At 74.1% G+C, this 11,846-nt stretch carries 12 protein-coding genes; 10 read left to right on the forward strand and 2 right to left on the reverse strand.

The genetic code is table 11. The features are described 5' to 3' along the window. Positions 1-1,348, reverse strand: a 1,348-nt coding sequence (locus G9H71_RS18520) for a methyl-accepting chemotaxis protein (RefSeq protein ID WP_166284274.1), incomplete at its 3' end; no start/stop codon positions are given. 122 nt (positions 1,349-1,470) lie between these two features. Beyond that, positions 1,471-2,451 (reverse strand): SAM-dependent methyltransferase, encoded by a 981-nt coding sequence (locus G9H71_RS18525; RefSeq protein ID WP_331273104.1) that lies wholly within the window; start codon positions 2,449-2,451, stop codon positions 1,471-1,473. A 64-nt stretch (positions 2,452-2,515) separates the two neighbouring features. On the opposite strand from G9H71_RS18525, the gene G9H71_RS18530 reads away from it, so the two are divergent. From G9H71_RS18530 to G9H71_RS18575, 10 genes are all read left to right on the forward strand, one after another. Continuing rightward, a complete protein-coding gene (locus G9H71_RS18530) occupies positions 2,516-3,424 on the forward strand; it encodes a Rossmann-like and DUF2520 domain-containing protein (RefSeq protein ID WP_166284276.1) in 909 nt (302 codons plus the stop codon). Continuing rightward, entirely contained in the window at positions 3,421-4,281 is an 861-nt protein-coding gene (gene panC, locus G9H71_RS18535) for a pantoate--beta-alanine ligase (RefSeq protein WP_331273105.1), read from the forward strand. The genes G9H71_RS18530 and panC overlap by 4 nt, the downstream gene beginning before the upstream one ends. Before the next feature lie 3 nt (positions 4,282-4,284). After that, positions 4,285-4,698 (forward strand): aspartate 1-decarboxylase, encoded by a 414-nt coding sequence (panD, locus tag G9H71_RS18540; protein ID WP_166284277.1) that lies wholly within the window; start codon positions 4,285-4,287, stop codon positions 4,696-4,698. Continuing rightward, positions 4,695-6,356, forward strand: a complete 1,662-nt coding sequence (locus G9H71_RS18545) for an L-aspartate oxidase (protein WP_331273106.1) — start codon at positions 4,695-4,697, stop codon at positions 6,354-6,356. The genes panD and G9H71_RS18545 overlap by 4 nt, the downstream gene beginning before the upstream one ends. Then, positions 6,353-7,279 carry a carboxylating nicotinate-nucleotide diphosphorylase gene (nadC, locus tag G9H71_RS18550; RefSeq protein WP_166284278.1) on the forward strand — a complete coding sequence of 309 codons (927 nt, stop codon included), beginning with the start codon at positions 6,353-6,355 and terminating at the stop codon, positions 7,277-7,279. The genes G9H71_RS18545 and nadC overlap by 4 nt, the downstream gene beginning before the upstream one ends. A gap of 2 nt (positions 7,280-7,281) precedes the next feature. Next, positions 7,282-8,073 (forward strand): type III pantothenate kinase, encoded by a 792-nt coding sequence (locus tag G9H71_RS18555; RefSeq protein ID WP_166284279.1) that lies wholly within the window; start codon positions 7,282-7,284, stop codon positions 8,071-8,073. A gap of 58 nt (positions 8,074-8,131) precedes the next feature. Further along, positions 8,132-9,649: a bifunctional lysylphosphatidylglycerol synthetase/lysine--tRNA ligase LysX gene (gene lysX / locus G9H71_RS18560; protein WP_166284280.1), complete on the forward strand. Its 1,518-nt coding sequence runs from the start codon at positions 8,132-8,134 to the stop codon at positions 9,647-9,649. Between the two features lie 75 nt (positions 9,650-9,724). Continuing rightward, positions 9,725-10,336, forward strand: a complete 612-nt coding sequence (locus G9H71_RS18565) for an amino-acid N-acetyltransferase (RefSeq protein ID WP_231135076.1) — start codon at positions 9,725-9,727, stop codon at positions 10,334-10,336. A gap of 322 nt (positions 10,337-10,658) precedes the next feature. Further along, on the forward strand, positions 10,659-11,018 hold the full coding sequence (locus tag G9H71_RS18570) for a histone-like nucleoid-structuring protein Lsr2 (RefSeq protein ID WP_166284281.1): 360 nt from the start codon (positions 10,659-10,661) through the stop codon (positions 11,016-11,018). 316 nt (positions 11,019-11,334) lie between these two features. Further along, on the forward strand, positions 11,335-11,846 hold a 512-nt coding region (locus tag G9H71_RS18575), incomplete at its 3' end, for a Clp protease N-terminal domain-containing protein (protein WP_331273107.1).

Here is an 11,846-nt window from a genome sequence, read left to right on the forward strand (position 1 = left end):
GGGCGATGATCGCGGCGATCTCGCCGATGGCCTCGACGGCGTTCGCCGTGTCCTCCTGGATCGCCTGGACGCGCTTGTGGATGTCCTCGGTGGCGCGGCCGGTCTCCTGGGCCAGGTCCTTGACCTCGCCGGCGACGACGGCGAAGCCCTTGCCGGCCTCGCCGGCGCGGGCGGCCTCGATGGTGGCGTTGAGGGCGAGCAGGTTGGTCTGCTCGGCGATCGAGGTGATGACCTTGATGACGTTGCCGATCTCGGCCGACGAGGCGCCGAGCTTGGAGATCATGTGCGTAGTGCTCTCGGCGACGCCTACGGCCTCGCCGGCGACGCGGGCCGCCTCGTTGGTGTTCAGCGCGATCTCGCGGATGCTCGCGCCCATCTGCTCGGCGCCGGCCGCGACGGTCTGGACGCTGCTCGAGACCTCCGAGGCGGTCGCGGACACGACGCCGGACTGCGCGCTGGTCTCCTCGGCGGAGGCGGCGATCCGGGAGGAGGACGCGGACAGCTCGGCGCTCGCCGCGGCGACCGCGTCGGCCGACGTGACGACCGCGCCCATGACGCCGCGCAGGGACTCCAGGGCGGAGTCGAGCGCCGCGGCGGTCTGTCCCACCTCGTCGTCCTGCTGGACGCCGGTGGGCTGCGTCAGGTCACCGCCGGCCAGGCGGACGGCGGCCTCGCGGACGCGGCTCAGCGGCCGCGTGACCGAGCGGGCGATGCTGATGCCCACGAAGACCGCGAGGAGCAGGCCGACGACGAGCACCGCGATGAGCGTGGTGCGCGTGCTGGAGTAGTGCTCGGCGGACGCCTTCGCGGTCGCGGCGGCCTCCGCCTGGCGGGCCTTGTTGAGCTCGTCGAGGTTGTCCACGATGCCGGCGGTGATGGCCGGGATCTGCTGCACGGCGGCGGCCTGCTCCTCCGCGGTCGCGGTGGCGAGGCCGTTGACGATGTCGAAGTAGGCGTCGACGTTCTCCAGCGCCGCGGCGAGGAGCTCCTTGTCCTTGGCGCTCGGGCTGGTCTCGTCGAGGTACTGCTGGCCGACGGCGCGCAGCGTCTCCGCCGCCGCATCCCGCCCCTGGACGTACTTCTCCCGGTCGGCGTCGGTCTTCGCGTTCGTCTGGTTCACGACGTTGAAGCGCACGGTCATCATCTGGAAGCGCATTTCCTGGGCCAGCGCGACGCCCTTCACGTCCTGTTCGTACATGCGCTGGTTCTCGTCCGCGGTCGAGCCGAGGGCGCGCAGGCCCAGCACGCCGACGAGCAGCGCGGCCAGGCCGGCGACCGTGACGGCGGCAAGGATCTTGGGTGCGACTCCCAGGCTGCGGAGCCCACGGGGGGTGGCGCGAGTGGACATAATGTTCTCCGAATAACGGCCGTTTCGCGGCGGGAAAGGGGAATCGTGGTGCGTTGATCGCCCATCGGCCACCGCGGCAGGGCGCTGAGCAGAACACCCGTCGCAGCCGCTACCAGAAGCTTCTAGACGAGGCTCCGGCAGGGGGCCGTGCCGAGCCCGTCCAGCGCCGCGGGGAGGGCGTGCCCGCCGAGAGCCTGCAGCAGCCAGCAGAACCCGCCCAGCCCGTCGGGGTCGCGCAGCTCGGCCAGCCGGGCCTGCCGCTCGAGGGCGGCGGCCCCTCCGGAGGACGACGGGGGCAGCAGCGCCCCCAGCACGGCGCGCTGCGTGGTCAGCAGCGCGGCGCGCGCTCCGGCCGCAACGCCGGCGGCCGCCACCGAGTCCATGGCGACGGCCGCGGTGACGTCGCACGAGGAATCCGGCACCGGAGGGACGAGCCGCCCCCCGCGGTGCCCGCGCAGCGTGCCCGCCGCGTACGCACCGGCGGCGCGCTCGGCGCGGACGTGCCCGTAGTCCACGGCCACGGCGAGCCCGCCGCGCAACGACCGCACCGCGCCGTGCCAGGCGGCGTCCCGCGACCGCCCGACCTCGGCCCGGTCGCCGAGCCTGCGCAGCGGCCACCACGCGTCCAGCCACCGGCGGTCCGCCCGCCGGGGCCGCGGCCCGAGGGACTCCGCTCCCGTCACGGGGTCGACGAGCACGGTGCGCGGGCCGTCCGGGGCGAGCTCGACCACGTCGAGCGGCACGTCGTCGAGCCACTCGTGGGCGAGCAGCAGCGCGGTGCCGCCCCGCGGGAGGCGAGCGGACCATGCGACCGCGGACGGCAGGCGGTCCGGGCGCGCGACGACGTCGACGCCGTGCAGGGCGAGCCCAGGGTCGAGGCCGTGCAGGGCGGTCAACAGCTCACCGCGGCCCGCGCCGACGTCGACGACCCGCCGCAGCCCCGACCGCTCGGCCAGCCGGGCGACCGCCTCGGCGAGCAGGAGCGGGGACGCGTGGACGGACGTACGGAAATGCCCCGCGGGCCCCTCCGGCCGGCGGTAGAAGCCCCCGGGCCCGTAGAGCGCATCGCGCACCGCCGCGCGATAGGGGAGCGGTCCGGCCACCGGGGAATCCTGCCGCCCCACGTAGGCTGGCGGCGTCTGGTACCCCTCGCGGACTGGAACAGCCATGTCTCTCCCGCACTCCCCGCCCGGTCCCGCACGCCCGGCGCGCCTCACCGTCGGCGTCGTCGGCGCCGGCCGCGTCGGCGCGGTCCTCGGGGCGGCTCTGCGCGCCGCGGGCCACTCGGTCCTCGCGGCGTCAGGCGTCTCCGAGGCGAGCCGCACCCGCGCCGAGGCGCTGCTGCCCGGCGTCCCCCTCGCCGACCCGCGCGACGTCGTCGCCGGCGTCGACCTGGCGCTGCTGGCGGTCCCGGACGACGAGCTGGCCGGGCTCGTCGAGGGGCTGGTGTCGACCGGCGCCGTACGCCCCGGGCAGCTGATCGCCCACCCGAGCGGCCGCCACGGCGTCGCCGTCCTCGAGCCGGCGACGCGGGCGGGCGCGCTGCCGCTCGCGCTGCACCCGGCGATGACCTTCACCGGGACGAGCGTCGACCTGGCCCGGCTCGCCGGGTGCTCCTTCGCGGTGACCGCGCCCGCGGCGCTGGTGCCCATCGGGCAGGCCCTCGTCGTGGAGATGGGCGGCGAGCCGCAGGAGGTCGACGAGGACGCCCGCCCGCTCTACCACGCGGCGCTGGCGAGCGCGGCCAACAGCATCGTCACCCTGGTCGCGCAGTCCCTGGAGCTGCTCGGGCGGTGCGGCGTCGAGCACCCGGCGCGGTTCGCGGCCCCGCTGCTCGGCGCCGCGCTCGACGGGGCGCTGCGCTCGGGTGACTCCGCGCTCACGGGGCCGGTGGCCCGTGGGGACGCCGGGACGGTCGCCTCGCACGTCCGCGAGCTCGCGGCGGTCTCGCCGGAGGCGGCCGTGGCGTACGTCGCCCTCGCCCGGCTGCAGGCCGACCGCGCGCTCGCGGCCGGGGTGCTCGCGCCCGAGCGCGCGGAGGCCCTGCTCGACGTGCTGTCGGGGGCCCGCTCGTGAGCGCCCCGCTGCTGGTCACCACCCGGGCGGAGCTGCGGGAGGCGCTCGCGGGCCGCGGCGGGCTGGTGGGGGCCGTCTTCACGATGGGCGCGCTGCACGCCGGGCACGCCGCGCTCGTGCGGGCCGCCCGCGAGCGGGTGGGTGAGAGCGGGACGGTCGTCGCCACGGTCTTCGTCAACCCGCTGCAGTTCGGCCCGGGGGAGGACTTCGACCGCTACCCGCGCACGCTCGACGCCGACCTCGCGCTGCTCGCCGAGCACGGCGCGGACATCGCGTTCGCCCCTGCCGTGCAGGAGGTCTATCCCGAGGAGCCGCAGGTTCGCGTCGTCGCGGGCCCGCTCGGAGAGCAGCTCGAGGGCGCCTCGCGCCCCGGCCACTTCTCCGGCGTGCTGACCGTCGTGCTGAAGCTGCTGCACCTCACGGCGCCCGACGTCGCGTTCTTCGGCGAGAAGGACTACCAGCAGCTCGTCCTCATCGGGCGCATGGCGCGCGACGTCAACCTGGCCGTCGAGATCGTGGGCGTCCCGACGGTCCGCGAGCCGGACGGGCTGGCGCTCTCGAGCCGCAACAAGTACCTCGACGCGCACGAGCGCGACGTCGCCCTCGCCCTGTCCGCCGCGCTGCGTGCCGGGGCAGCGGCCGCCGGGGGCGGTGCCGACGCCGTGCTCTCCGCGGCCCGGAGCGTCCTCGACGCCCGGCCCGAGGCCGACGTGGACTACCTCGAGCTGCGCGACACCGGGCTCGGACCGGCGCCCGCACAGGGGGACGCCCGCCTGCTCGTCGCCGCGCGCGTGGGGAAGACGCGCCTCATCGACAACGTTTCGCTGAAGCTTGATTCGCGGATTTTGGAGGGCTGAAGCGTGCTTCGCACGATGTTGAAGTCGAAGATCCATCGGGCGACGGTCACGCACGCCGACCTCCACTACGTCGGGTCGATCACCGTCGACTCGGACCTGCTCGACGCGGCCGACCTGCTCCCCGGCGAGCAGGTCGCGGTGGTCGACGTGACCAACGGCGCCCGGCTGGAGACCTACGTCATCCCCGGCGAGCGCGGCAGCGGCGTGATCGGGATCAACGGCGCTGCGGCCCACCTCGTGCACCCCGGGGACCTGGTCATCCTCATCTCCTACGCGGCCGTCGACGACGCGGAGGCGCGGCGCATGACGCCCCGCGTCGTGCACGTCGACGCGGCCAACGCGATCGTCGAGGTCGGGGGCGACGCCGCCGAGCCCGTGCCCGGGACGGCGCAGCTGCGCCCGGCGGGCGCCGCGTGAGGCTGCCGCAGCGGCTGGCCGCCGCCGCGCCGGGCTGGACGGCCCGGGCCGACGTGGTCGTCGTCGGCAGCGGCATCGCCGGCCTCACCGCGGCGCTCGGCGCCCGGCGCGCCGGCCTGTCCGTGCTGCTCGTCACGAAGACCTGGCTCGACGCGGGGTCCACGCGCTGGGCGCAGGGCGGGATCGCCGCCGCGCTCGGGCCCGACGACAGCCCTGACGAGCACCTGCGCGACACGCTCGTCGCCGGGGTCGGCCTCTGCGAGGAGGACGCGGTGCGGGTGCTCGTGACCGAGGGGCCGGCCCGCGTACGAGAGCTGGTCGAAGCCGGCGCCCGGCTCGACCGCGACCCGGCGGGCCGGCTCGTCTTCACCCGCGAGGGCGGGCACCACCGGGACCGGATCGTGCACGCCGGCGGCGACGCGACCGGGCTGGAGGTCCAGCGCGCCCTGCTCGAGGCGCTGCGCTCGGACCCCGAAGTCGACGTCCTCGAGCAGGCACTGGTCCTCGACCTGCTCAAGGACGCGGACGGGCGGGCCTGCGGTGTGACGCTGCACGTCATCGGCCAGGGCGCCCGCGACGGCGTCGGCGCCGCGCTCGGCCGGGCCGTCGTGCTCGCGACCGGCGGGCTCGGCCAGGTCTACGCGTCGACCACGAACCCGTCGGTCTCGACCGGGGACGGCGTCGCCCTGGCCCTGCGCGCCGGCGCGGAGGTCACCGACCTGGAGTTCGTGCAGTTCCACCCGACCGTGCTGTGGCTCGGCGACCTCTACGGCGGCCAGCAGCCGCTGGTCTCCGAGGCCGTCCGGGGCGAGGGGGCCTTCCTCGTCGACGACGGCGGCGAGCGCTTCATGCAGGGCGTGCACGAGCTCGCCGACCTCGCGCCCCGCGACGTCGTGGCCAAGGCCGTGCTCCGCCGCATGCTGGAGACGGGCGCGCCGCACGTCTGGCTCGACGGGCGGGCGTTCGGCGAGGAGAAGTGGCGGCGGCGCTTCCCCACCATCCTGGCCAGCTGCCGCGAGCACGGCATCGACCCCGTACGCGAGCTGGTCCCCGTCGTGCCGGCGTGCCACTACGCCTCGGGCGGGGTCCGGACCGACCTGTCCGGCCGGACCACGGTGCCCGGGCTCTACGCCTGCGGCGAGGTCGCCTGCACCGGGGTGCACGGCGCGAACCGGCTCGCCTCCAACTCGCTGCTGGAAGGGCTCGTCTTCGCCGCGCGTATCGCCGAGTCGCTGACCGCCGAGCTCCCACCGCTCGCCGAGCCCGTCGCGGACCCGCGCCCGGCCGGCGTCGTGGCGGCCGGCGTACGCCCCCGGCTGCAGCGCGCGATGTCCGACGGCGCGGGGGTGCTGCGCTCGGCCGCGACCCTGTCGGCCACCCTGGATGCGATCGACGAGCTGTCCGGGCCGGTCTCCGGCGAGCCCTGCACCGAGTGCTGGGAAGCGACGAACCTGCTCACGGTGTCGGCCGCGCTCGCGTCCGCCGCGGTGCTGCGGGAGGAGACGCGCGGCAGCCACTGGCGGGAGGACTTCCCCGGCCGGGACGACGAAGCGTGGAGGATGCACCTCGTGACGACTCTGGAGGACGGCCGGCTGCACGTACGCCGGGAGCCGCTGCGCTCGCCCGAGGCCCCCGCCGTGGCGGGGGCGGCGCGATGAGCGAGCTGCGCGAGGAGACCTGGAACGCGCTGGTCACGGCGGGCCTCGACCCCGAGGCCGTCGTCGACCTGGTGCGGCGTGCCCTGGCCGAGGACCTCGCCGGCGGCGTCGACGTGACGACCGCGGCGACGGTCCCCGTGGACGCCCTCTCGGTGGGCGACCTCGCGACCCGGGCCGACGGTGTGGTCGCCGGCTTGCCGGTCGCGGCGGCGGTCTTCGAGCTGGCCGGGGACGCGGTCGTGCACCCGATCGTCGCGGACGGCGCAGTCGTAGCCGAGGGCACCGCGATCGCCAGCGTGGCCGGCAGCACCCGCACGCTCCTGACCGCCGAGCGCACCGCGCTCAACCTGCTCGGGCGGCTGTCCGGCATCGCGACCCTGACCGCGATCTGGGTCGACGCGGTCCGCGGGACCGGGGCGGCCGTGCGCGACACGCGCAAGACCACCCCCGGGCTGCGCGCGCTGGAGAAGTACGCCGTGCGCTGCGGCGGCGGGCAGAACCACCGGATGTCGCTGTCGGACGCCGCGATGGTCAAGGACAACCACGTCGTGGCGGCGGGAGGCGTCGTCGCGGCGTTCGAGCGCGTGCGCAGCGCCTTCCCCGACGTGCCGGTCGAGGTCGAGGCGGACACGGTGGAGGACGCCGTGCTGGCCGTCGAGGCGGGCGCCGATCTCGTGCTGCTCGACAACATGTCGACGACGGACCTGCGGCGCGCGGTCAAGCTCGTCGCCGGGCGGGCCAAGCTCGAGGCGAGCGGCGGCCTGTCGCTCGGCACGGCCCGCAAGGTGGCCTCGACGGGCGTCGACTACCTCGCCGTCGGCGCGCTGACCCACTCGGTCCAGGTGCTCGACATCGGGCTGGACCTGCGCCCGCTCGACGAGCCGGGCCGCTCCGCCGCCGACGTCGACCGAAGCGGAGCCTGAGCGTGCTGCTGGCCATCGACGTGGGCAACACCCACACCGTCCTCGGCCTGCTCGACGGCGCGGAGGTCGTGGAGCACTGGCGCATCGCGACCGTGGCCGGGCGCACCGCCGACGAGCTGGCCGTCGTCGTGCAGTCCCTGCTCCGCCAGCACCCGGCGCTCGGCGCCGACGAGGACGTCGCCGGCATCGCGGTCTGCTCCACGGTGCCGGCGCAGCTGCTGGAGATGCGCGACCTCTGCCGGCGCTACTACGCGACGGTCCCGACGCTCGTGGTCGAGCCGGGCGTCAAGACCGGCATCCCGGTGCTCACCGACAACCCCAAGGAAGTCGGCTCGGACCGCATCCTCAACGCGCTCGCCGCCGTGCACCTGCACGGCGGGCCCGCCATCGTCGTCGACTTCGGCACGGCGACGACCTTCGACGCCGTCACCTCCCGTGGGGAGTACGTCGGCGGCGCCATCGCGCCCGGCATCGAGATCAGCGTCGAGGCGCTCGGCACCCGTGGGGCACAACTGCGCCGCGTCGAGCTCGCCCGGCCGCGCTCGGTCGTCGGCCGCAACACCGTCGAGGCGCTGCAGGCCGGGATCATCTTCGGCTTCGCCGGCCAGGTCGACGGCATCGTCGACCGCATGGCCCGCGAGCTGGCCTCCGACCCGGACGACGTGACCGTGATCGCGACCGGCGGCCTCGCGCCCCTCGTGCTCGAGGAGTCCTCCTCGATCGACGCGCACGAGCCCTGGCTGACCCTGCACGGGCTGCGGCTCGCGTTCGAGCGCAACCACCCCGCGGGCTGACCCCGGCTGGGCGCGCGGGGTGCGGGGGAGCCAGGCCCTGCTCGGTAGCCTGGAGGGTGTGAGTGACGAGCAGCCCGACGCGTTCCAGCCGGACAATCTGAGCGAGCAGGAGCGCGTACGCCGGGAGAAGCTCGAGCGGCTCCGCGCCGAGGGCGTGGACCCCTATCCGGTCGGGTTCCCGCGCACGACAACGCTCGGCGAACTGCGGGCCAAGCACCCCGACCTGCCCCCGGACGCGCACACCGGCGAGCGGGTGGGCGTGGCCGGGCGGGTGATCTTCTTCCGCAACACCGGCAAGCTCTGCTTCGCGACGCTGCGGGACGGCACCGACGACCTGCAGGTGATGCTCAGCCTGGACTCGGTCGGGCCGGAGCGGCTCGAGGCGTGGAAGTCCGACGTCGACCTGGGCGACCACATCGGGGTCGAGGGCGAGGTCATCACCTCCCGGCGTGGCGAGCTCTCGGTCCTCGCGGACTCCTGGGCGATGACGGCCAAGGCGCTGCGCCCGCTGCCAGACAAGCACAAGGGGCTGACCGACCCCGAGGCGCGCGTGCGCCAGCGCTACGTGGACCTGATCGTCAACCCGGACGCCCGCCGGATGCTCCGGGTCCGCAGCGACGCCGTCCGCAGCCTGCGCGAGACCCTCACGAAGACCGGGTTCACCGAGGTCGAGACGCCGATGCTGCAGGTCGTGCACGGCGGCGCCAACGCCCGCCCGTTCGTGACCCACATCAACGCGTACGACCTCGACCTCTTCCTGCGCATCGCCCCCGAGCTCTACCTCAAGCGGCTCGTCGTCGGCGGCGTGGAGAAGGTCTTCGAGATCAACCGCAACTTCCGCAACGAGGGCGCGGACTCGACGCACAACCCCGAGTTCACGATGCTCGAGGCGTACGAGGCCTACGGCGACTACGACACCATGCTGCGGCTCACCCGCGAGCTCGTCGTCAACGCGGCCCGCGACGCGCTCGGCGGCACCGTCGTGACCCACACGGCCCCGGACGGCACCGTCAGCGAGCACGACATCGGCGGCGAGTGGCGCGTCACGACGGTCAACGAGGCGATCTCCGCGGCGCTCGGCGAGGAGGTCACCAACGACACGACGCAGGAGCAGCTGCGGGCGCTCGCCGACAAGGCCGGCGTGCCGCACGCGCCCGAATGGGGCCGCGGCCAGGTCGTGCTCGAGCTCTACGAGCGGCTCGTCGAGGAGCACACGGTCCTTCCGACGTTCTACAAGGACTTCCCGACCGACGTGTCGCCGCTCACCCGGGCCCACCGGGAGGACCCGCGGGTCGCCGAGCGGTGGGACCTCGTCGCGTTCGGCGCCGAGCTGGGGACCGCGTACTCCGAGCTCGTCGACCCCGTGGAGCAGCGCCGACGGCTGACGGCGCAATCGCTGCTGGCCGCGGGAGGCGACGCCGAGGCGATGGCGCTGGACGAGGACTTCCTGCGGGCCCTGGAGTACGGCATGCCTCCGTCGGGCGGCATGGGGATGGGCGTGGACCGGCTGCTGATGATGCTCACCGGAAAGGGCATCCGGGAGACGGTGCTCTTCCCGCTCGTGCGCCCGGAGTGAGCCCCGAGTGAGCCCCGCAAATGGGTCCGCAGCGACCACTTCCGTGAGCTATGACGGCCTTCCGATGAGCCCGCGATGAGCACTGCGGCGGGAAGTGAGGCGCACGGCGGGGGCGGCATGGTGCATTCGGGCCCCGCGGGAAGCGCAGGCCTGCCCGGCCCGGATGCGAGCGAAGGCGCGCAGCAGTCCGGCGACCTCCTGGTGCGCCGCGCGCGCACCGACGACGTGCCCGCCATTCGCGCGCTCGTCGACCTCTACGCGGCCGAGCGCATCCTGTTGTCGAAAGCAACGGTGACGCTCTACGAGGACGTCCAGGAGTTCTGGGTGGCCGAGCTGGACGGCCGGGTCGTCGGCTGTGGCGCGCTGCACGTCCTGTGGGAGGACCTGGCGGAGGTCCGCACGCTCGCCGTCGACCGGACCGTGCGCGGAAAGGGCACGGGATCGGCGGTTCTGCGGCGGTTGATCGCGACTGCCCGTGAGTTAGGCGTTCGCCGGGTGTTCTGCCTCACGTTCGAGGTCGAGTTCTTCACCCGGCACGGTTTCACCGAGATCGAGGGCACTCCGGTCTCCCCGGAGGTCTTCGAGCAGCTGCTGCAGTCCTACGACGAGGGTGTCGCGGAGTTCCTGGACCTCGGCCGCGTCAAGCCGAACACGCTGGGCAACAGCCGCATGCTCCTTCAGCTGTAGGGCACATCACCGACAACGGCCGCCCCATCCGATCGACGGATCCGGCGGCGGGAGGGAGAATGGGCTCGTGCTCGACATCCTTGCAGGCATCCTGCCTATGGCCGTCATGGCCACGGTCTTCATCCTGGTCATGCGCGCAGCGTTCCGGGCCACCGACGGGAAGCGACGCGACCGCGGCTGAGCGTGCGCTGAATTTGAGGTTGCGCCCGCACCCATTCGAGGGAGAACGTGACCCAATCCGCGTGGTTCGATTGGCCGTGATCGCCCGCCGCGTGCTACAAATTGTCTTCAGGCGGGGGCACTGCGGAGAAAGGCACCACGAATGGCGCAGAAGACCATCGTCACCCTCGAGGACGACCTCGACGGTGGCCCCGCCGACGAGACGCTCACGTTCGCGCTCGACGGCGTGACCTATGAGATCGACCTGAACGAGGACAACGCCCAGGCGCTGCGCGACGCGCTCGCGCCGTACGTCGGCAACGCCCGTCGCGTCTCGGGCCGTTCCACCGCCCGCTCGAGCTCGCGGGGCAGCCGCGCCGCCAGCGCGCCGGCCGCCGCTCCCGCCCGCCGCCAGGACAGCGCCTCGATCCGTGAGTGGGCGCGCCAGAACGGCCACACCGTCAACGAGCGCGGCCGCATCCCGGCCGCCGTCCTCGAGGCCTACGAGCAGGCGCACAGCTGACGAGGGCGCAGCTGGCCTGACCGCGGCGTGCGGCGTCTCCTTCGGGGGCCACGTTCCCGCCGCCGTCCGGCCGTCCTGTTCGCCCGGAGCGTACCCATGCACGCAGCGGGTGGTTCGTGGAATCCCACGGGGGAAGGCGCCGTTGCACCCGGTGACCCCGGGAACAGACGGCGCCTCCGTCGGGTGGGTGCTCGGTCGGCGACGGCCGGGACACCGCCGGGCACGGAAGGGGCCGCGGGGCTAGCATGCGGAAGGACAGGGACACAGGCGCAAGGGCTTGTGGAACTGCCCGATCCGCTTCGTGAGGAGCGTGCAGATGTTCGAGAGGTTCACCGACCGTGCGCGGCGGGTCGTCGTCCTGGCTCAAGAAGAGGCCAGGATGCTCAACCACAACTACATCGGGACCGAGCACATCCTGCTCGGCCTGATCCACGAGGGTGAAGGCGTCGCTGCGAAGGCACTCGAGTCCCTCGGGATCTCCCTCGAGGCTGTGCGCTCGCAGGTCGAGGAGATCATCGGCCAGGGCCAGCAGGCCCCGTCCGGCCACATCCCCTTCACCCCCCGGGCGAAGAAGGTCCTGGAGCTCTCGCTCCGCGAGGCCCTCCAGCTCGGCCACAACTACATCGGCACCGAGCACATCCTGCTCGGGCTGATCCGCGAGGGCGAGGGCGTCGCCGCCCAGGTCCTCGTGAAGCTCGGCGCGGACCTCAACCGCGTCCGTCAGCAGGTCATCCAGCTCCTGTCCGGCTACCAGGGCAAGGAGACGGCGACCGCGGGCGGCCCGCAGGAGGGCGCGCCCTCGACCTCCCTCGTCCTCGACCAGTTCGG

It is taken from the genome of Motilibacter deserti, assembly GCF_011250635.1.
Taxonomy (GTDB): Bacteria; Actinomycetota; Actinomycetes; order Motilibacterales; family Motilibacteraceae; genus Motilibacter_A; species Motilibacter_A deserti.